Raw genomic sequence first — 20032 nt, 5'->3', positions numbered from 1 at the left:
GACCGCGACCGAGGAGCCGACATGTCCGCAACCACACCCACCACCCCTACCCCCGTACTGATCGTCGGTTCGGGCCCGACCGGCCTGACCCTCGCCTGCGACCTGGCACGACGCTCCGTCGGCGTACGGATCATCGACAAGACCGCCGAGTTCCCGCGCAGTTCACGGGCCAAGGGCCCCAACCCCCGCTCCCTGGAGGTGCTGGAGGACCTGGGCATCGCCGACCGGGTCCTGGCCGCGGGATCGGGACCGCTGCCGATGCGCAAGTACCGGAACGGACTGCCGGTCGCCGACACCGATCCGTCCGAGTCCTCGCGCCCGACGCCGGACACCCCGTACGCCCACGGCCGGCTCATCGCCCAGTGGCAGCTGGAGGAGATCCTGCGGGACCGCCTGGCGGAGTACGGCGTGCACGTGGAGCTCGGCTCCGAGGCGGTCGGCCTGTCGCAGGGGCCGGAGTCCGTGACCGTCGCCCTCGCCGACGGCCGGAGCATCGAGGCGCGGTACGTGGTGGGCTGCGACGGCGGCCACAGCCCGGTGCGCAAACTGCTCGGCGTCCCGTTCGAGGGCAAGACGACCGAGGAGCAGATGATGATCTGCGGGGACGTCGAAGTGGACGGCCTCGACCGCGGTATCTGGCACCAGTGGTTCGACGAGGACGGCGCCGTGATGCTGTGCCCGATCCCGGGTACACGCACAGGCTGGTGGTTCCAGGCCGGGCCGGAGCGGGACGCGACGGGAGCCCCCGTGCCCCCGTCCCTGGAGAGCTTCCAGCGCCTGTTCGCCAAGCACACCGGACTCCCGGCAGCCCGCCTGTCACAGGCCACCCTGCTGTCGACGTACCGCGTCAACGAGCGCATGGCCGACCGATACAGGGTGGGCCGCGTACTCCTGGCCGGGGACGCGGCACATGTGCACTCCGTCGCCGGCGGGCTGGGCATGAACACCGGCATCCAGGACGCGTACAACCTGGGCTGGAAGCTCGCCCGGGTCGTCGAGGGCCGGTCGGACGCCCGCCTCCTGGACACCTACGAGGAGGAGCGGCTGCCCGTTGCCTCCTGGACGCTGGACATCACCGCCGAGCGACTGCGGGCGACCCTCGAAGCGATCAAGCGGCCGGGCGGCGGCCTGGATGCGGCGGTCTCCGGGGACACGGCGGGCCTGGGCCTCGGCTACCCCTGGAGCTCCCTCTCCGCCCCCGGCTCCACCCCCCGGCTGCGGGCGGGCGACCGGGCCCCCGACGCCCCCTGCCGCGACACCGCGACGGACGCGCCGACCCGCCTGTTCGAGGCGTTCGCGGGCCCGCACTTCACCCTGCTGGGCTTCGGCCCGGACACGGCTCAGGCGCTACGGGCGACGGAAGCGGCGTACGGCGACACGGTGCGGGCGTACGGGGTGGACGCGGGAGCCCCGCACGACCTGACCGACGACGCGGGCCACGCCCGCACGGCGTACGGCGTCGCCCCCGCCACCGCCCTCCTCGTCCTGGTCCGCCCCGACAACCACGTGGCCCTGATCGCCCCGGCCGCAAAGAGCGCGGCGGTCGTCGACTACCTCGACCGCCTGGCCGGTACGGCCTGACGACGGGGCGGCGGGGCGGCGGGGCGGCGGGGCCCGGCCGAACAGCTGGATCTCCGGTCAGGCACGTCCGTTGACGACTCGATCACGTAACCGCTAGGAACGGTTCCCATGACCCTGCACTGGAAAGTCGTCATCGACTCGACCGACCCGCACGCCCAGGCCACCTTCTGGGGCGAGGCCCTCGGCTACCTCGTCGAGGACCACAGCGTCCTGATCGAGCGGCTGCTCGGCTTCGGCGCGGTGCCCGAGGACGTCACCCTCGTGGCACATGACCGCCGCGCCTGGCGCGACCTCGCGGGGGTCCGGCACCCCGACGACCCGTACGACAAGGAGAGCGGGGCGGGCCTGGGGCGACGGCTCCTGTTCCAGCGGGTCCCGGAGGCCAAGACGACGAAGAACCGGCTCCACCTGGACGTGCACGCGGGACCGGAGCGCCGCGAGGCCGAGGTCGAGCGCCTGGTGGGGCTGGGCGCGACGGTGCTCCGCGAGGTGGCGGAACAGGGCGGCACCTGGACAGTGCTCACCGACCCCGAGGGCAACGAGTTCTGCGTGCAGTGACGCCGACAGGCGCGCGGGCGAGGGGCGGGCTTCGACGCCCAACGCCCTGAACCGCCTCCGGACACTGGACCGGAGGCGGTTCGGACAGGGACAGTGCGGGTCAGCTCACGCCGATGGCGTTCAGGATCGCCGATGCGACGTGATCGGCAGCGTTTTGGTGACCCCTGGCGTTGGGGTGCACGAAGGCCACCTGGTCGGGGAAGCGGGCGAAGATGCCCTCCGCCCACTTGATGGCATCGCAGACGCTGTGGCCCTGGGTGCTGTTGTAGGTCGCCGCACGCCTCGCCGCCCCGCTCGGCGTGGTCCCCGTCCGCGACTCCAAGAACCCGAGCGGCCCGGTACTGAACACCTCCCCCGCCTCGTTCGCCTCCTTCGTGACGGGCGTCAAAGACGGAGAGTCCGGCACCGTCCGACCGCTTCGGCAGCCTCGGCATATACGGCCGGAAGGCCAGAGACTGCGCACCGCCCGACTCGATTTCACCTGATCGTGTACGCGATCCGTGACGTGTCCTGCTCGATGAACTCTGCCGCTCATGATCGGTGAGCGACTGGCGCCGCCCGAGGACGTGTTCCGTGTCCTTCCGCAGGCCCGGCCGCTCGCACTGCCCGTTCAAGAGAAATGGCTCATCGTGCATTTGACTCCGCATGAGCAGGAGCGCCTGCTGATCCATGTGGCGGCTGACGTGGCGCAGCGTCGCCGTAGTAGTGGGCTGCTCCTCAACTACCCCGAAGTGATGGCCCTGCTGACGGTGCACGTCTTCGAGCAGGCACGCGCCGGCCGCACCGTCAGCGACGTCATGGACTCGGGCCGGCAGTTGCTGGGCCGGGACGAAGTGATGGACGGCGTTCCGGAGATGATCAAGAACGTTCAGGTGGAGGCCACTTTTCCGGACGGCACCAAGCTGGTCACCATCCACGATCCCTTCCCGGAGGCAATCGAGGAGCCCGAAATCCACCCGGGCAAGGTCGAGCACCCCCGGCCGCCCCGCAAACCGGGCTGCCCGGTCGGCTGCGACGGCGACAGCGGCAGCGGCAGCGATTCGCCGTCGTGCTGTGACAAGTGCCGGGACGCGGAGTCCTGGTACAAGGCGATCGCGTTCAACGCAGACCTGCAGGAGGATGCCACCACGCTGCCGGGTGGGGGCAGGACGAGGATCAGGGTGAAGAACATGTCGGACCGCCCTGTCCAGGTCGGCTCCCACTATCACTTCGCCGACGTCAACCCGGGGCTGAAGGTCCTCAAGGTCGAGGTCCCTTCCGGTCCGGAACTGGAGTCGCCCCAGGAACTCAAGGACTGCGAGGCGGCGCGGATGCGGCGGCTGAACATCGCCGCGGGTACGTCCGTGCGCTTCGAGCCGGGCGACGAGTGCTGCGTCGAACTGGTGGAGATCCAGGGGGATCGACAGGTCAAGGGACTGCGTGAGGTGGCGCACCGGTGAGCAACAACAAATCGACCCCGCCGAGCAACGTGCTGAAGCGGGCCGATTACGCCGCTCTGTACGGGCCCACCGCCAAGGACCGCGTCCGCCTGGCCGACACCGCCCTGACCGTCGAGATCGAGGCGGACTGGAGCGGCGGTCCGAAGCACAGCGGCAACGAGATGATCTTCGGTGGCGGAAAAGTGATCCGGGAGTCGATGGGAATGTCCCACATCCCCAGAGACGGGGACGCTGAAGGCCGCACGCCCGTGGACACGGTCGTCACCGGTGCGCTGATCCTCGACTGGTGGGGGGTCGTCAAGGCCGACGTCGGGCTTCGCGGCGGTGTGATCGCCGCGATCGGCAAGGCGTACAACCCCGAGACGATGGACCCGATCCCGGACAACGAGTTCGAGATGCCGGACCGTACGTCCCCGAGCGACAAGCTGCCGGAGACGGTGCGGCCGACGAACTTCGTGGTCGGTCCGAGCACCGAGGTCATCTCCGGCAACGGGCGGATCCTCACCGCGGGGGGCGTGGACACCCACGTCCATTTCATCTGCCCGGAGCAGATCCACGAGGCCCTCGCCTCGGGCGTGACCACGCTCATTGGCGGCGGCACCGGCCCCGCCGAGGGCAGCACGGCCACCACCGTGACCCCGGGCTCGTGGCACATCACCCGGGCCTTCGAAAGCCTGGACGCGTACCCGGTCAACATCGGCCTGCTCGGCAAGGGCAGCACGGTGAACACGGATGCCCTCAACGAACAGGTCGACGCAGGCGTCATCGGGTTCAAGGTCCACGAGGACTGGGGAGCCACGCCCGCCGTGATCGACGCGGCGCTGGACGTGTGCGAAAGCCGTCAGGTCCAACTGGCCCTGCATGCCGACTCACTGAACGAATCCGGCTTCCTGGACAGCACCCGCAACGCCTTCACGAGAGACGACAGAAAGCGTTCCGTCCACATCTTCCACGTCGAGGGCGCCGGCGGTGGCCATGCCCCGGACATGATCGAACTGGTCAAAGAGAAGAACGTGCTGCCCGCTTCGACCAACCCGACCCGCCCCCTGACGGTGAACACCGTCAAGGAGCACGTCGACATGATGGTGGTCTGCCACCACCTCAATCCGGACATTCCGGCGGACATGGCCTTCGCCGACTCCCGAATCCGGCCGTCCACCATGGCCGCGGAGGACCTCCTACACGACATGGGCGCCATCTCGATGATGTCCTCCGACGCCCAGGCGATGGGACGCATCGGCGAGATGGTCATGCGCACCTGGCAGACCGCACACGTCATGAAGTCCCGATACGGCCCTCTGAAGGAGGACCTCGCCAACGCGAAGGTCCGCCCGATCGCTGACGACGCCGACCACTCCCACAACGCGGAGAGGCTGATCCCGAACGACAACTACCGGGCGCGCCGCTACGTCGCCAAGTACACGATCAACCCCGCGATCACGCACGGCATCGACGGTCACGTCGGTTCCGTGGAGACCGGGAAGCTCGCCGACCTGGTGCTCTGGGAACCGAAGTTCTTCGGCGTCAAGATGCACATGGTCCTCAAGGGCGGGCAGCTCGCCTACGCGCAGGTGGGCGACGCCAACGCATCGATCACGACACCGCAGCCCTTCCTGCCGCGAGCGGTCTGGGGCTCCACCGGCCGTTCCCCCCTGAGCAACTCGTACAACTTCGTGGCACCGGGCGTGGCCGACGAGCTGAACTCGCGAGTCGTCACTGTCCAGGACAGCAGCGGGAACGTCACCGAGATGGCGACCGGTGGGCTCGGCCTCGGCAAGAAGTTCATGGACATCTCGACGAGCATCCGGGACGTCACCAAGGCCGACATGAAGCTGAACGACACGGTGCCGGAGAGTCTCCACGTCGACCACAACAGCTTCGAGGTCACCATCGGCGGTGCGACCACAGGGGACGCCCGCACGGAACTCAACGGAGTGACCGTGCCGCGGTCCTACGTCAGTGAAGTCCCCATGGCTCAGCGGTACTTCCTCTTCTGACCGGCCTCTGCCCGGACGGCGACGCCGTCACCGCAGCAGTGGTCCGGGCAGGCACCCGTGCCCTCCTGGACCACTACGCCATCCGACCCCTCGAAAGGCAGCCGGATCGCCCATGAGCCGTGCCGCACTGCTCCTGCTGGCCGACGGTCGCTTCCCCGCCGGCGGGCACGCCCACTCCGGCGGCGTCGAAGCCGCGGTCGCCCACAAAGCCGTACACGACATCAACAGCCTCGAAGCCTTCTGCCGCGGGCGCCTGCACACCACCGGTCTGACCACGGCCGGCCTGGCTGCCGCGGCCGCCGCCGGTTGCGACCCCCTCATGCTGGACGACGCCGCCGACGCACGCACCCCCGTCCCCGCGCTGCGCGCCGTGGCCCGCAAGCTCGGCCGGCAGATGATGCGCGCGGCACGCGCCACCTTCCCGTCCGCCGAACTCGACCGCCTGGCCGCCGAGCGACCCCAGGGTGCCCATCAGCCCATTGTCCAGGGCATCGCCGCCCGAGCCGCCGGGCTCACCCCGGAGGACGCCGCCTGTGCCGCAGCGTACGAGGCCGTCGGCGGCCCGGCCACCGCGGCGGTGCGCCTGCTCAGCCTCGATCCCCTCGCCGCCTCGTGGCTGCTGGCACGCCTGAGCACGGAGGTCGACGCCGTCGCTGCGAACGCCGCCGGCGCGGCGGCCCGCGTAAAGACCGAAGGTCTTGACGCCCTGCCGTCGGCGTCCTCTCCGCTGCTGGACATCACCGCGGAACAGCACGCCGCCTGGACCGTGCGGCTCTTCGCCTCTTGAACCCACCCCTGCCCCCTGGAGCCTCCATGCACCTCGATCACCCCGTGACCATGCCCCACCGCCACACCTACAGCGCCGAGCCGCTGCGCGCGGACGGCAGCCTCCGCGCCTTCCGCGTCGGCCTGGGCGGTCCCGTCGGTTCCGGCAAGACCGCCAGCGTCGCCGCGCTCTGCCGCACGCTGCGCGACAGGCTCTCCCTCGCCGTCGTCACCAACGACATCTACACCCGCGAGGACGCCGAGTTCCTGCTGCGCGAGGCCGTGCTGCCGCCCGAGCGGATCACCGCGGTGGAGACCGGAGCCTGCCCGCACACCGCGATCCGGGACGACATCTCCGCCAACCTGGAGGCCGTCGAGCACTTCGACGAGACCCTCGACCCCCTCGATCTCGTGCTCGTCGAGTCCGGTGGCGACAACCTCACCGCCACCTTCTCCAAGGGCCTTGTCGACGTGCAGATCTTCGTCATCGACGTCTCCAGTGGCGACGACATCCCCCGCAAGGGAGGACCCGGCATCACCACCGCCGATCTCCTCGTCGTCAACAAGACCGACCTCGCTCCGCACGTCGGTGCCGACCTCGCCACCATGGCCGCCGACGCCGAACGGCAACGCGGCGCCCTTCCCGTCGTCTTCACCAGCCTCACCTCCGACGACGGCATCCGCGAGATCGCCGACTGGATCACCGGACACCTCACCCGGTGGCGCGCGAAGGCGGCGGCATGAGCTCCGGCTCCCGACTCGCCGAGCCCGATACCACGCTCGATCCCGCCGTCCCCGCCGCCCGGGCATCCTGCGGACACCCGGACGGTGTGCATGCCACCGCCCGCATCCGTGCCACGTACAACGGACGCGTCACCACACTCCCGCAGTTGCGCAGTGACGGCCCGTTCCATCTACGACGCATGCGCACCGGCGGACGGGCCGCCACAGTGGGGATCATCGGTGCGATGAGCGCCCCGCTCGGCGGCGACCGACTCGCCCTCGACATCACCGCCGAAGACCGAGCCGAACTGGAGGTCACCACGGCCGCCGCCACACTCGCCCTCCGCGGTCCCACCACCGCGCCGGCCACCTACGACGTACGGCTGACCGCTGGGGAGCACGCCTGCCTGCGCTGGCTGCCACAGCCGCTGATCAGCGCCGCCGGCAGCAATCTGCACCAGACCTGCACCGTCAACCTTGCCGCGACCTCGCGACTGCTGCTGCGCGAGGAGCAGATCCTGGGCAGAGCCGACGAGGAGCCGGGCCACCTCGTCAGCCGCATCCGGGTCCACCACGCCGGCCGCCTGCTGCTCGACCAGCACACCGCCTACGGGGACCCGGCGCCCGGGTGGGACGGCCCCTCGGTCCTGGACGGACACCGCGCCGTCGGCCAACTCCTCGTCGTGAAACCGGATCTGGACGTCAGCCGAGCCCCCGTCCTGCTCCGCGAAGGGATCAAGGACGGCTGTGCGGTCCTCGCGCCTCTGGCCGGCGGCCCGGCACTGCTTGCCACCGCTGTCGCCCCGGCCTCCTCGGCTCTGCGGGAGTTGCTCGACGAGGCGCTCAGACACGCCCTCGCCACGGCCGGCCGCTGAGGTCCGTTCCGGTGGCGAAAGCCCCGGCGGTCACGAGGACCGCCGGGGCTCAAGAGGGGAAGATCGCCCAGCGGGGTCAGCGGATGAAGACGCTTCCGCCGAACTCCGACACCTGCGAGGACCCCGGCGTGACGAACCCGAGGATCGGGCCGGAGCAGTCCGCCGACCCGAAGATCAGCGCCGGTTCGTTGGTGTAGTTCTCGACGCTGAGCGGCCAACGGTCGGAGGGATAACACCCGGAGGGGTCGCTGTAAACCGTCCCGTTGACGACCAGGTCCCCCTGGGCTGCACTGGCCGACTGGGTGACCGATACGGAGAGCATTGCCGCGGCGGCGAGGGTGCCGAACGCGGTGAGGACGCGACGCATGAGGGTTCTCCTGGCTGTTGCGAGGGCGCCCGATGCACCCTCTCGCCATGATTACCATGCGTAGCCATCAATTGCGTAGCGTGACTCACGCCGGAGGAGCCGGAGGCCACGGGACCCCGGCCAGCAAGGGCACGATCTGCTCCTCCTCGTAGTCGAGGTGTGCGTTCAGCTCCGTGGACATCCGGTCCAGCTCGGCGCGGAAGCGCTCGGCGTCGGCGGTGCCGATGTCCGCCAGCAGGGCCACCAGCTCGCCCTGGATGCGGGCGACCGTGCGGTGTTCGGCGGCGAGCCGGTCGAAAGTGTCGGTCAGGTGCGGGTGGTAGCGGGCGATTCCGGGGAACAGGTGCTCGTCCTCGCTGGTGTGGTGGAACTCCAGCGACTGGCAGAACGCCAGGCAGCGCTGCCTGATCTGCAGCCCGAGGCCCGGGGGCGGTGGTGCGCCGGGGCCGCGGTGGGCGGCCCGTGCGGCGAAGTGGGCGTCCACCTCCGCCCCGACCTGGCGCAACTGGCCCCGCAGCCAGGTGTGGACCTCCATCACCTTGTCGGCGAGGGTGTTGACGTCGCGGGACGGCTCCCAGCCGTCGGGCTCGGCGCGTTCCAGCACCACGACCGGGAGGGGCCGGGTGGTCCGGGCCTGGTACTCGGCGTATCCGGGCGCCGCCCGCACCGCGTGCCCGAACAGTTCCTCGCGCCGCGCCCCCTCTGCGGGGACCGCGAGGGCCTGGAACGTACGGGTGCCGAGCTCCACCCGGACCACGGGGTGGGCGAGCAGGTTGTGGTACCAGTCGGGGTGGTGCGGGGCGCCGAGGTTGGAGCCGATGACCAGCAGCGCGTCGCCGTGGCGGACGTAGCCGAGGGGCGTGGTGGTCTCCTTCCCCGACCTCGCGCCGGTGGTGGTCAGCAGGAGCAGGTCCCCGCCTTCGAAGGGACCACCGACCTTCCCGCCGTTGGCGCGGAACTCCTCGATGACGGATTGATTGAAAGGTGTGGGCATACGTTCTGTGTCTCCATGGGTGCAGGCGCAGGCACAGGTGCGGGCGCAGCTTGGGGCCGCGGTGACCTGAGGAACGAGTGATCGCGATGCGCGGCCCATGACGGTGCACGGTGCCGGGACACGCGGGACGGCAGACTGCGACGAGCGGTCGCCGCTATGTCGGATACCGGTGCGTCAGATACAGGGCGCGGAGTATGAACTCATGACGGGCCCCTCGGTGAAGGGTGTTCGCCCGACCGCCGGCCGGCCCACTGCTCTTTGGCCGGCGTCACGCGACACCGCGTTCATTACACGCACCTCGGCGGGGGCCTGTCAACGCGCACCCTTCCATGTGCCGAACGCTCTTCATCCGGCTTCGCACATGATCGCCCGGACAACTCCTAGTCTTGTGCCATGCCGACCCCACCCGCATACGCCCTCGTCGCCACCGACCTGGACGGCACCCTGCTGCGCCGCGACGACACCGTGAGCCCCCGCACCCGCGCCGCGCTCGCCCTGGCCGCCCGCGCCGGTGCTCGGCACCTCGTGGTCACCGGGCGCCCCGTGCCCGGGATACGCGGACTGCTCGCCGAACTGGGCTACCGGGGCCCGGCGGTGTGCGGGCAGGGGACCCAGTTGTACGACGCCGGGACCGGGCGGCTGGTGCGCGCGCTCACCCTGGACCGGGAGGCGGCCGACACCGCGCTCGGCAAGATCGAGGCCCAGGTGGGGCCGGTCTTCGCGGCCGTGGACCAGGACGGGGCCGAGGGGCGGACCCTGATCGAGCCGGGGTATGCGATGCCCCATCCGACGCTGCCCGCCCAACGGACCAGGCACCGCCACGAGTTGTGGTCCGCCCCCGTGGTGAAGGTGCTCATCCGGCACCCGGAGCTCACGGACGACGCGCTGGCCGAGGCGGCCCGTGATGCCGTCGGCGATCTCGCCACCGTCACGCACTCCGGCCCCGGCACCGTCGAGCTTCAGCCGTACGGCGTCGACAAGGGGACCGGGCTCGCGCTGGCCGCCGATTACCTCGGCGTGGTCGCGGAGTCCGCGATCGCCTTCGGGGACATGCCCAACGACCTGCCGATGTTCCGCACGGCCGGGTACGGCGTGGCCATGGCCAACGCCCATCCGGAGCTGCGGGCCGCGGCGGACGAGGTGACGTCGTCGAACGAGGGCGACGGGGTCGCGGAGGTGCTGGAGCGGGTGTTCGGCTGAGCCGGTGCCGGCCGATTCCTCCGTACCGGGCGGCGGGGTGTCAGAGCGACATCAGGCAGTACAGCCGGTGCGGCTCGGGGCGGGCCCGCGCCTCCTCGGCCAGGTCCGCCAGCATGTTCAGGAAGTCGGCCAGCTCGTCGGGCCGGCACTCGCCGCCGAACTCCTCGATGCGCGACCATGCCTCGGCCACCGCCGTGAACCCGCCGGGTCTCGCCGCCGCCAGGGCGTCGCGCAACTCGTCCGTGAGCGTGACCAGCCAGCGGGACTCGTCCTCGGGGGAGCTGAGCAGCCGGTTGAAGCGCGGCAACGACGTGACGTCGTCGTACGGCGTGCCGGTGAGCATGCTCTCGGCCCGGCCCAACTGCACGTACGGGTCGATCCCCTTGACCGGGAGCATGGGGAGACCGGCTGCCTCGACACCCTGGCCGAACGTCGCCAGGGCCGTCGGGTCGTCCGGTGCGCTGAAGTAGTCGTACAGGTTTCCCATGCGTCGCATGCTCGCACGGCCGTCTGACAGTCGGCCCGGCCCTGGCACGTCCCGCCCGGTCCTCACGGCTCCGGCGGCACTCCTATCGCCCGCAGCACATGCGCGACCAGTGCCGCGATCTCTTCCTCGTCCTGTATCGGCTTGCGCAGGACATGGCGGTAGTACATCGGGCCGTACAGCATCTCCACGGCCAGCGGAAGATCGGCGTCCGGCAGGATCTGGCCCTGTTCCTGGGCCCGGCGCAGGCGGGCGACCGCCTGCTCGAAGCGGGGGTCGACCAGCTTCGCCCGGACGGTCTGCGCGAGTGCGACGTCGTGGTGCATCTCGGAGAGGATCCCGGCGAACGCGGGGCCGAAGGGCGGCGTGTTGATGAGCTTCACCGCGCCCGCCAGATTGGTCCGCAGATCGGCGACGATGTCGCCGGTGTCGGCGAACGGCGTCGTGCCGACCAGCGCGTCGGTGAAGGCCTCCAGGATCACCGCGCTCTTTGACGGCCACCAGCGGTAGATCGTCTTCTTGCTGACGCCCGCTCTGGCCGCGATGGCCTCGACGGTGACGCGGCCGTACCCCTTCTCCGTGCACAGTTCGAGAGCGGCCTCCAGGGTCGCCCTCCGTGATCTCTCGCTGCGGCGCAGTGAACTCGGCGATGTGATCATTCGGTGAGCATAAGCGTGCTCGAACCGGCTCTTGTTGACAGCCTGTCGCCAGAGATCGAACAATAACCAGGCGGAAACGGAACGTGCCGTGTCGTGTCGTTCTGTAAATTCGCACCGTTCGTGCCGTTCGTGCCGCGACGAGCCGATCGGGGGACGGCTCGCCCGGCCGACGGCGCGAGTGGGGCGTTGCACCCCGTGCGTCAGGCGGTGATGTCCTTCGCCGTGAAACGGGCCCAGGCCGCCGAGCCGAACACCGCCGCGTACAAGCCCTGAAGCCCCAGGTTCTTGACCACTTCGTCCCAGTAGACGGGGGCGCGCAACAGGTCCGCGTACGACATCCAGTAGTGCGGGAAGAGATACGGGTGCATCCCGCTCAACTGAGGGATGCCGTCCACGATCTGTACGGTGATCAGCAGTCCGACGGTGGCGGCCATGGCCGCGATGCCGCTGCCGGTGAGGGTCGAGATGAACAGGCCGATCGCCGCGAACCCGATCAGCGACGCCGCGACCACCACCGCGATCAGCCCGGCCCGCAACAGCCCCTCGCCGAAGCCGATCCGTGTTCCGGAGATGGTCGTGACCTCGCCGACGGGGAAGAGCAGCGAACCCACGACGAGCGCGGAGAGGGCCACGACCAGGGTCGCGACCAGGCAGAACACCAGCACCGAGGCGTACTTCGTCAGCAGCAGCCTGGTCCGTCCCGCCGGGGCGACCAGCAGATAGCGCAGCGTTCCCGCGTTCGCCTCGCCCGCGACGGAGTCGCCCGCGATGACCCCGACGGCCATCGGCAGGAAGACCGGGAGCGTCACGGCGAGGGCGGCGAAGACCAGGAAGAGTCCGTTGTTGGTGATCTGGGAGAGGAACGCCGGGCCTCCCCCGCCGCCGCCCGGTCCGGGCGAGGAGCCGTCGTTCGTCTCGATCCGCACCGCGATGCCGATCAGCACGGGCACGGCGGCCAGCACCCCGAGCAGTGCGAGGGTGCGCCCGCGGCGGAGTGTGGTGGTCAGTTCGGAGCGGAGGATCCCGAAGGTCCACAGCGGGCTCGGCGCCCTTCCCGCCCCGGCTACTGCGGCTTCAGCCTGCGACATCGAAACCCTCTCCGGTGAGTGCGACAAAGGCGTCCTCCAGCGAGGCCCGTTCGACGCCGAAGGACCTCAGGCGTACGCCGGCGTGCACCAGCGCCGCGCTGAGGTCGGCGAGTTCGACATCGCCGGGCGGGGCCTCGGCGCTCACCCGGTCGCCGTCGACCGCGATCCCGGTGACGCCCAGCTCCTTGAGGACCCGGGCGGCCTCCCCCGGGTCGGGGGTGGTGACGGACAGCCGGCCGCGGGCACCCGCCGCCAGTTCCGCGACCGGGCCCTGGGTGATCAGCCGGCCCCTGGCCATCACCGCGGCATGCGTGCAGACCTGCTCGATCTCGTCGAGGAGGTGCGAGGAGAGGAAGACGGTGGTGCCGTCCGCCGCCAGTTCCCTGACCAGGGTGCGGATCTCCCGCATGCCCTGCGGGTCCAGGCCGTTGGTCGGCTCGTCGAGGACGAGCAGGCGGCGCGGCTGGAGCAGGGCGGCGGCGAGACCGAGGCGCTGCTTCATGCCGAGCGAGTACGCCTTGGCCTTCTTTCCGGCCGCCGCGGCCAGTCCGGCCCGGTCCAGGGCCTGGTCCACCCGGGAGCGGCGGGTACGCGGATCGGCGGTCGGGTCGGCGGAGTCGTACCGCAGCAGATTGTCCCGGCCGCTCAGGAAGCCGTACAGCGCGGGCCCTTCGATCAGCGCGCCGACCTGCGGGAGCACGGTGCGGGCGGCGCCCGGCATGGGGTGGCCCAGGAGCCGCGCGGTGCCGGAGGTCGGGTCGATCAGGCCCATCAGCATCCGGATGGTGGTGGTCTTGCCCGAGCCGTTGGGGCCGAGGAATCCGAAGATGCTGCCGCCGGGGACGCTGAGGTCGAGGCCGTCGACGGCGAGCTGGCCGCCGCGGTACCGCTTGGTCAGGCCCCGGGTCTCGATCACGGCTCCCGGCTCGGTGACCGCCGTCGGTTCGATGACGGTCCCGGACTCTGTCATGCGTACTCCCCATGGGTCGGGCAGGGCCCGTCCGCCGGACAGGCGATGGCGGACCGCCCCGCCGTACGGAGCGTACGGCGGGGCGGGTGAGCGGTTCGGGACGCGCGGGCGTGTCCCGGTGTCAGGAGGCGTTGTTCGCCGCCTGGACCAGCGCGTCCTTGGTGACCGCGCCGACGTACACCTTGCCGTCGTCCGTCATCAGGGCGTTGACCAGGCGGGTCTTGAAGACCGTGCCCGAGCCGAACTTGCCGGTGACCTTGTCGCCCAGCGCGTCCAGGAACTGCTGGGCCTCGGCCGGGACGTCGCCCGACGCCTTCGAGGGAAGCCCGGTGGAGCCCGGGGTCGTGATCTCGGCGATCGCGTTCCAGCCCTCGCCGATGACCTTCGTGTTCTTGGCGCCCTGGTCCCCGGCGCCCAGCCCCTCGGCGCCCGGGATCAGGTCGCCGAGGCCCTTGTCCGCCTCGTGCTGCGCCTTCGCGTCGTCGGCCTCGGTCACCTCGGTGCCCTTGGGCGGGGTGAAGGTGAACGAGGAGGCGTCCGGCTTCGAGAAGTCGACCTTGGTGAATCCGGCGTCGACGATGGCCTTGCCGCCGCTGCTCGGGAGCAGCGTGAACTTCAGCGGCACGCCGTTCTCCGCGTCGACCGCGACCGTGACCGAGCCGATCGTGGAACCGCTCTGCTTCGGCTTGACGACCAGCTTGTACGCGTCGCGCCCGGCGACCTGCGCGGTGCCGTCGACCGTCACCGACGTGGTGGGGCCGGCGGCCTCGAGCACCTGCTCGGCGAGTGCCTTCGGGGTGGTGGGCACGCCCTCGGGAACCGGGTGCCCGGACTTCTTCCCGGCGTCCTTCCCGGCGTCCTTGCCGGCCCGGTCCTCGGTGGCGTGGTACGCCTCGTCGGACTTGCTGTCGTAGGCCCAGACCTGATCGCCCTTGCGGATCAGGCTGTACTCGGACGTGTTGTCCAGGATCGAAAGCCGCTGCTTGTCGGGGCCGTCGGCGGCCACCCGGAGGGTGTGCGTGCCGGACGCCAGCTCCGTCATCCGCTCCTGCGGGTCGGCGCTCGAACCGCCCTTGCCGCCCGCACCGCCCGCGCCGCCCGGGGCGAAGGATTCGGCCAGTCCGCCGAGCGACGGGATGCCGAGGTCCGTGGTGATCTTCACCGTGCCGGAGAGCTGCTCGGCGTCCGAAGCGGCGATCTTCTCGATGAGTTCCTGTGCGCTGATCTTCGGCAGATCGGGGTCGCCGGAGCTCGCGAGCGCCGGGACGAGCCCGATCGTCGCGGCCGCCACTCCCGCCACCGCGACCGGGACGATGTAGCGCGCCGCCTTGCGGCGGCCGGCGGCGGTGCCCCTGGTCCCGCCGTTGGTCTCTGCACTGTCGTTCGGTGCCATCTGTGCCCTACCTCCGTGGTCGGCGGCTTCCGTCCGGTTGCACTCGTCCACTCCGCGCCGCCATTCTCACCCGGTTTGGTCAGGAGTGGTTGTTCTCCATCTGACCAAACCGGCGGCGCGGAAGCGTCAGCCCGCGGGAGCAACTCCGCCTACCTCTTCGGTATGACACCGCACGGCGGTTCCTCCCCCGTCCAGTAGGGGACGCCACGACGGCGGCTCGGACGGGCGCTCAGCCCGCGCGGTGCACCACCGCGTCGCACAGCTCGCGCAGCGCCGACTTCGCGTAGCCCTCGGGCAGCGGCGTCAGCGTCGCGCGCGCCGCCTCCGCGTACCGGACGGTGTCCCGCTTGGCCTGCTCCAGCGCAGGGTGGGCGCGCAGCCTGCGCAGCGCCTCGGCGTGCCGGGCGTCGTCGCTGAGGTCGCCGTCGAGCAGCTCGACGAGCTCCAGGTCGTCCGGCTTCCCGTCGGCCGCCGCCTGCGCCCGCAGGTGGAGCACGGGGAGCGTCGGGATGCCCTCGCGCAGGTCGGTGCCCGGGGTCTTGCCGGACTCGTGGGAGTCGGACGCGATGTCGAGTACGTCGTCGGCGAGCTGGAAGGCGACGCCGAGCCGCTCCCCGTACTGGGTGAGGATGTCGACCGCGGACTCGTCCGCACCGGCCATCATCGCGCCGAACCGGCAGGCCACCGCGATCAGTGAGCCGGTCTTGCCGCGCATCACTTCCAGGTAGTGCTCGACCGGGTCGCGGCCGTCGCCCGGCCCCGCGGTCTCCAGGATCTGGCCGGTGACCAGCCGCTCGAACGCCTCCGCCTGGATGCGTACGGCCTCCGGGCCGAGGTCGGCCAGTATGTGCGAGGCGCGGGCGAAGAGGAAGTCGCCGGTCAGCACGGCCACCGAGTTGCCCCAGCGGCTGTTGGCGCTGTCCACGCCGCGGCGCACGTCCGCCTCGTCCATCACGTCGTCGTGGTAGAGCGTCGCGAGATGCGTCAGCTCGACGACGACGGCCGCAGGCACGACGCCCGGCGCGTCCGGGTCACCGAACTGGGCGGCCAGCATCGCCAGCAGCGGCCGGAAACGCTTGCCCCCGGCGCGTACGAGATGCTGCGCGGCCTCCGTGATGAAGGGCACGCCGCTCTTGGTGGCATCGAGCAGCCCGGACTCGACAGCAGCCAACCCGGCCTGGACATCGGCCTCAAGTGCCTGGTCCCGCACGCTCAGCCCGAACGGCCCGACGACGGTCACGAGGGGATCTCCTGTCTGCTGACGATCACACGGAATGTCGATGTGTCGCTGTCATCACTCAACTCAGCGTATCCGGTCCCCTTTGGATCACCATGGGCGCCTTCCCGCCACCGCCGGTATGTTCGGGATCAGCTCATACGATCAGGAGTTCTCCCTTTGTCCCACACGGCCACCGACACCGAACCGAGTCAGCCGCCCCCCGAAGACGACCATGCCTTTTTCGGCCAGCCACGAGGGCTGATGACCCTGTCCGGCCTGGAGGTCTGGGAACGGTTCTCGTTCCTGGGCATGCAGGCGATCCTGGTCCTCTACTTCGCCGACACCGTCGCCCACGGCGGCATGGGCATGGAGGCGGGCACCGCGGCCTCCGTCTCGGCCGCCTACGGCACCCTCGTCTACCTGGTCTCCGTCGCCGGCGGCTGGCTGGCCGACCGGATCCTCGGCTCGTACCGCGCCGTCCTGTACGGCGGAATCCTCATCGCCTGCGGGCATTACGCCATGGCGGTGCCCACCGACACCATGACGTGGGTCGGCCTCGGTCTGATCAGCGCCGGAACCGGTCTGCTCAAGCCCAATGCGGCGACCATGGTCGGCAAGCTCTACCGCACCGACGATGAGCGCCGCGACGCCGGCTTCGCCCTCTACTACATGGGCATCAACATCGGGGCGTTCCTCGGCCCGCTGGTCACCGGCTGGCTCGGGGACCACGCGAGCTGGCACTGGGGCTTCTCGGCCGCCGCCTTCGGCATGACCCTCGGCCTGATCCAGTACGTCCTGGGCCGGCGTCACCTGGCCGGGCGAAAGCACGGCGCCGAATTCGCACTGGCACCGGCACCCATGCGCCGCGCCATTCGGCTGATCGTCGCCGGCGTCGTCGTGGTCGCCGCCGTCGCCACCGCGCTCTCCCTGGCGGGCTGGCTGACCATGGACCGCTTCGTCGACCTGCTCACCCTGATCTCGGTGATCGCACCGGTCGTCTACTTCGTGGTGATGTTCCGCAGCCCGCGGGTCACCCCGGAGGAACGCGGCAGGCTGCGCCCGTACGTGGTGCTGTTCCTGGCCTCCGTCGTCTTCAACTTCATCCTCTTCCAGGCGTACTCGACGATGATGCTGCTCGCGTCGACCAACGCCCGCACCGAGATCTTCGGCTTCCACTTCCCGGCGAGCTGGTACGCCTCCGCGCTCGGCGCCTTCGAGGTCGCGCTCGCCCCGGTGGTCGCCGCCGTCTGGGCCCGGATGGGGCCGCGTCAGCCGCACGCCTCCAACAAGATCGCGATCGGGGTGATCCTCGGCGGACTGTCCTTCCTGCTGATGGTGCTGCCGACCTCCGGGCACTCCGGCGACACCTACAGGATGGCCGCCTGGTGGATCGTCGGCTCGTACCTGCTGCTCGGCCTCGGCGACATCCTGCTGGAGACCTCCGGCATGTCCGCGACCACCAAGCTCGCCCCCAAGGCGTTCGCCAGCCAGACGATGGCGCTCTGGTTCCTCTCGCTGGCCCTCGCCAACGGCATCCAGGCCCAAGTCGTGAAGCTGTACGGCGAGGTCTCCAACCCCGCCTACTTCGGTGTCAATGGCGCGATCGCGGTGGTGGCCGGTGTGGCCGTCATCGCCGCCGCACCCTGGCTCAAGCGCACCATGCACCCCGTCCACTGAGGTACCGCCATGCACATCCGCACCACGTTCCCGTACGACACGACCCATGAGGACGTCTACATCCCGCTGCCGGACGGCACCCAGCTGTACGCCCGGATCTGGCGGCCCATCACCGACGAGCCGGTGCCCGCGCTCCTCGAATACCTGCCCTACCGGCTGAGCGACTGGACGGCGCCGCGGGACTGGCAGCGCCACCCCTGGTACGCGGGCCACGGCTACGCCTCCGTCCGGGTGGATGTGCGCGGACACGGCAACAGCGAGGGCCTTCCGGGTGACGAGTACGACGCGACGGAGCTGGCCGACGGCGTCGCCGTCATCCACTGGCTGGCCGAGCAGGAGTGGTGCTCCGGCCGGGTCGGCATGTTCGGCATCTCGTGGGGCGGCTTCAACTCGCTCCAGATCGCGGCCCTGGCCCCCGAGCCGCTGAAGGCGATCGTCACCGTCTGCTCGACCGACGACCGTTACGACAACGACGTCCACTACATGGGCGGTTCGGTCCTCGCCGTCGACATGCACGCCTGGGCGGCCACCATGCTGGCCTTCGTCTCCCGGCCGCCGGACCCGGCACATGTCGGCGACGGCTGGAAGGACATGTGGCTGAAGCGGCTGGAGGCGGTGGACCCCTTCATCCACACCTGGCTGGCGCACCAGACCCGCGACGCCTACTGGAAGCACGGCAGCGTCTGCGAGGACTACTCCGCCATCCGGGCGAACGTCCTCGCGGTGGGCGGCTGGCACGACCCGTACCGCGACACCGTCCTGCGGCTCGTCGAGCACCTCGACCCGGACCGGATCCGTGGGCTGATCGGGCCGTGGTCGCACCAGTACCCGGACCGCGGTCTGCCGCCGGGGCCGTCGATCGGCTTCCTCCAGGAGACGCTGCGCTGGTGGGACCAGCATCTGAAGGACAAGGACACCGGCGTCATGTCCGAGCCGCTGCTGCGGTCCTGGATCAGCGAGTCGCACCGTCCCGCCACGGTGTACGAGACGCTGCCGGGCCGCTGGGTCGGTGAGAACAGCTGGCCGTCCCCGAACATCGCGCCGGTCGCGTACGCCCTCCAGGGTGGCCCGCAGATCGTCGACTCACCGCAGCAGACGGGGCTGGACGCCGGGCGCTTCTTCCCGTTCGGCAACGACGCCGACCTGCCGCCCGACCAGCGCGACGAGGACGCCAAGTCGGTCTGCTTCGAGTTCCCGGTCGAGGGCGCCCCGATCGAGATCCTCGGCCGCCCCCGGGTGAAGCTGCGCATCCGGATGGACGTGCCGCGCGGCCAGGCGATCGCCCGGCTCTGCGACATCGCACCGGACGGCTCCTCCACCCTGGTCACCCGGGGCGCGCTCAACCTCTCCGTCCGCAACGGCCGCGACCGCGCGGAGGACTGGCCGGTGGGCGGCACCGAGGACGTGACCTTCGAGCTGAACGGGATCGGGCACACCTTCCCGCCCGGCCACCGGATCAGGCTCGCGGTCTCCTCCTCGTACTGGCCGTGGATCTGGCCGCAGGCCGGGTCGGTGGGCTTCACCCTGGACGCCGACGGCAGCCTGGTCGAACTGCCGGTGCGCCGGCCCGTCGAGGAGCCCGCGATCCGGTTCGAGGAGCCGGAGCAGTCGGAGCCGCTCGGCGTGGTCTACCCGGTGACACTCGACGAACAGCGCCCGGAGCGGTTGGTGGTCCGCGATGTCGCCAAGGGCGAATGGCGACTGGAGGTCGACCCGCGCTACGGCGGCACGCGCGTCTACCCGGACGGCCTGGAATTCACCGAGGACGCCCTGGAGACGTACACCGTCCAGGAGAACGACCCGCTCTCCGCACGCACCCGCTCCGACTGGGCGATCCGGCTGCACCGGCCGGAGATGGCGTGGGACGTACGGGTCGAGACACGCTCCGAGATCAGTGCGGACGACACCGGCTTCATCACCTCCAACGAGGTGGTCTGCAAGGACGGCGGCGAGGTCGTCTTCCACCGCACCTGGGAGAAGCGGATCCCGCGCACGGCGGGCTGAACCCCACCGCCGTGCCCCGCAGGCCCGGGGCGCGGCGGA

Annotated in this window: 18 protein-coding genes and 2 pseudogenes; 12 read left to right on the top strand and 8 right to left on the bottom strand. The window is 70.6% G+C overall.

Translation table 11 applies throughout. From position 1 onward, the window contains the following. The first annotated feature begins 21 nt into the window (after positions 1-21). The 9 genes and pseudogenes from OG978_RS23910 to OG978_RS23870 all read left to right on the top strand — a co-directional run bounded on the left by OG978_RS23910 (position 22) and on the right by OG978_RS23870 (position 7938). Positions 22-1581, top strand: coding sequence for an FAD-dependent monooxygenase (locus OG978_RS23910; protein WP_326767171.1), 1560 nt, complete (start codon positions 22-24; stop codon positions 1579-1581). Positions 1582-1689: 108 nt separating this feature from the next. Next, positions 1690-2139, top strand: coding sequence for a VOC family protein (locus OG978_RS23905; protein WP_326767170.1), 450 nt, complete (start codon positions 1690-1692; stop codon positions 2137-2139). Positions 2140-2408: 269 nt separating this feature from the next. Beyond that, positions 2409-2549, top strand: a pseudogene (locus OG978_RS23900) (DUF397 domain-containing protein); the annotation flags it as partial. 219 nt (positions 2550-2768) lie between these two features. Then, positions 2769-3062 (top strand): annotated as a pseudogene (locus tag OG978_RS23895) (urease subunit gamma); the annotation flags it as partial. Further along, positions 3042-3578 (top strand): urease subunit beta, encoded by a 537-nt coding sequence (locus OG978_RS23890; protein WP_326770143.1) that lies wholly within the window; start codon positions 3042-3044, stop codon positions 3576-3578. The pseudogene OG978_RS23895 and the gene OG978_RS23890, both read left to right, overlap by 21 nt. Continuing rightward, complete coding sequence (locus tag OG978_RS23885; RefSeq protein ID WP_326767169.1) at positions 3575-5575, top strand: urease subunit alpha; 2001 nt, start codon at positions 3575-3577, stop codon at positions 5573-5575. Before OG978_RS23890 ends, OG978_RS23885 begins: the two co-directional genes overlap by 4 nt. A 112-nt stretch (positions 5576-5687) precedes the next feature. Beyond that, positions 5688-6362 (top strand): urease accessory protein UreF, encoded by a 675-nt coding sequence (locus OG978_RS23880; protein WP_326767168.1) that lies wholly within the window; start codon positions 5688-5690, stop codon positions 6360-6362. A 26-nt stretch (positions 6363-6388) separates the two neighbouring features. Continuing rightward, positions 6389-7084: an urease accessory protein UreG gene (gene ureG / locus OG978_RS23875; protein WP_326767167.1), complete on the top strand. Its 696-nt coding sequence runs from the start codon at positions 6389-6391 to the stop codon at positions 7082-7084. After that, a complete protein-coding gene (locus OG978_RS23870) occupies positions 7081-7938 on the top strand; it encodes an urease accessory protein UreD (protein WP_326767166.1) in 858 nt (285 codons plus the stop codon). Before ureG ends, OG978_RS23870 begins: the two co-directional genes overlap by 4 nt. A gap of 76 nt (positions 7939-8014) precedes the next feature. On the opposite strand, the gene OG978_RS23865 is transcribed toward OG978_RS23870, so the two are convergent. Further along, entirely contained in the window at positions 8015-8305 is a 291-nt protein-coding gene (locus OG978_RS23865; RefSeq protein WP_326767165.1) for a hypothetical protein, read from the bottom strand. A gap of 85 nt (positions 8306-8390) precedes the next feature. Beyond that, positions 8391-9299, bottom strand: a complete 909-nt coding sequence (locus OG978_RS23860; RefSeq protein ID WP_326767164.1) for a nitroreductase/quinone reductase family protein — start codon at positions 9297-9299, stop codon at positions 8391-8393. A 393-nt stretch (positions 9300-9692) separates the two neighbouring features. Between OG978_RS23860 and OG978_RS23855 the strand changes: the two genes are divergently transcribed. Then, positions 9693-10499: an HAD family hydrolase gene (locus OG978_RS23855; RefSeq protein ID WP_326767163.1), complete on the top strand. Its 807-nt coding sequence runs from the start codon at positions 9693-9695 to the stop codon at positions 10497-10499. Positions 10500-10539: 40 nt separating this feature from the next. Here OG978_RS23855 and OG978_RS23850 read toward each other — a convergent pair whose 3' ends face one another. From OG978_RS23850 to OG978_RS23825, 6 genes are all read right to left on the bottom strand, one after another. After that, positions 10540-10986, bottom strand: coding sequence for a hypothetical protein (locus OG978_RS23850; protein WP_326767162.1), 447 nt, complete (start codon positions 10984-10986; stop codon positions 10540-10542). 62 nt (positions 10987-11048) lie between these two features. After that, a complete protein-coding gene (locus tag OG978_RS23845) occupies positions 11049-11642 on the bottom strand; it encodes a TetR/AcrR family transcriptional regulator (protein ID WP_326767161.1) in 594 nt (197 codons plus the stop codon). 200 nt (positions 11643-11842) lie between these two features. Next, positions 11843-12730, bottom strand: coding sequence for an ABC transporter permease (locus OG978_RS23840; RefSeq protein WP_326767160.1), 888 nt, complete (start codon positions 12728-12730; stop codon positions 11843-11845). Continuing rightward, positions 12717-13700: an ABC transporter ATP-binding protein gene (locus tag OG978_RS23835; RefSeq protein WP_326767159.1), complete on the bottom strand. Its 984-nt coding sequence runs from the start codon at positions 13698-13700 to the stop codon at positions 12717-12719. Before OG978_RS23835 ends, OG978_RS23840 begins: the two co-directional genes overlap by 14 nt. Before the next feature lie 121 nt (positions 13701-13821). Beyond that, positions 13822-15093, bottom strand: coding sequence for a LolA family protein (locus OG978_RS23830; RefSeq protein ID WP_326767158.1), 1272 nt, complete (start codon positions 15091-15093; stop codon positions 13822-13824). Positions 15094-15322: 229 nt separating this feature from the next. After that, a complete protein-coding gene (locus OG978_RS23825) occupies positions 15323-16333 on the bottom strand; it encodes a polyprenyl synthetase family protein (RefSeq protein WP_326767157.1) in 1011 nt (336 codons plus the stop codon). A gap of 156 nt (positions 16334-16489) precedes the next feature. On the opposite strand from OG978_RS23825, the gene OG978_RS23820 reads away from it, so the two are divergent. Next, on the top strand, positions 16490-17989 hold the full coding sequence (locus tag OG978_RS23820) for a peptide MFS transporter (protein ID WP_326767156.1): 1500 nt from the start codon (positions 16490-16492) through the stop codon (positions 17987-17989). 9 nt (positions 17990-17998) lie between these two features. Further along, positions 17999-19993: a CocE/NonD family hydrolase gene (locus OG978_RS23815; RefSeq protein ID WP_326767155.1), complete on the top strand. Its 1995-nt coding sequence runs from the start codon at positions 17999-18001 to the stop codon at positions 19991-19993. The last annotated feature ends 39 nt before the right edge of the window (positions 19994-20032 follow it).

It is taken from the genome of Streptomyces sp. NBC_01591 (assembly GCF_035918155.1).
Lineage (GTDB): Bacteria > Actinomycetota > Actinomycetes > Streptomycetales > Streptomycetaceae > Streptomyces.
Note: the sequence above shows the minus strand (reverse complement) of the source record. Positions and strands in the feature narration are given on the sequence as shown.